This window comes from Neisseria sp. HMSC70E02, from assembly GCF_001838645.1.
Taxonomy (GTDB): Bacteria; Pseudomonadota; Gammaproteobacteria; order Burkholderiales; family Neisseriaceae; genus Neisseria; species Neisseria macacae.
Genome location: NZ_KV838143.1, coordinates 1 through 266, shown reverse-complemented (window position 1 = coordinate 266; position 266 = coordinate 1). Strand labels below are relative to the sequence as shown.

Genomic DNA, 266 nt, shown 5'->3' with positions numbered 1-266 from the left:
ACCCTGTTGAACGAAGCCGTCCTCTGCCGCCAAACCGTCGCCAACGGCAGCGGCAACGTCGTCTCCATGGCGCCGATGAAAGTGTTCCAAACCGATACCGCCTTCCCCGAAGCACCCGACGGCTGGCTGGTACTTAGTATGGAACACAGCGGCAGCCGCGATACCGCCTACAGCCACACCTTTACCGCCATACCCGCCCAACTCGCCTTCCGTCCCGAACGCACCACACCGCGTCCCCACATCGCCGGCACACTGCCCGCACGGGT

The 266-nt window shown here is 64.3% G+C and carries 1 protein-coding gene; it reads left to right on the top strand.

Annotation, left to right across the window (positions count from 1 at the left end):
- Positions 1 to 266, top strand: a 266-nt coding sequence (locus HMPREF3277_RS15050) for a hypothetical protein (RefSeq protein ID WP_210401179.1), incomplete at both ends; no start/stop codon positions are given.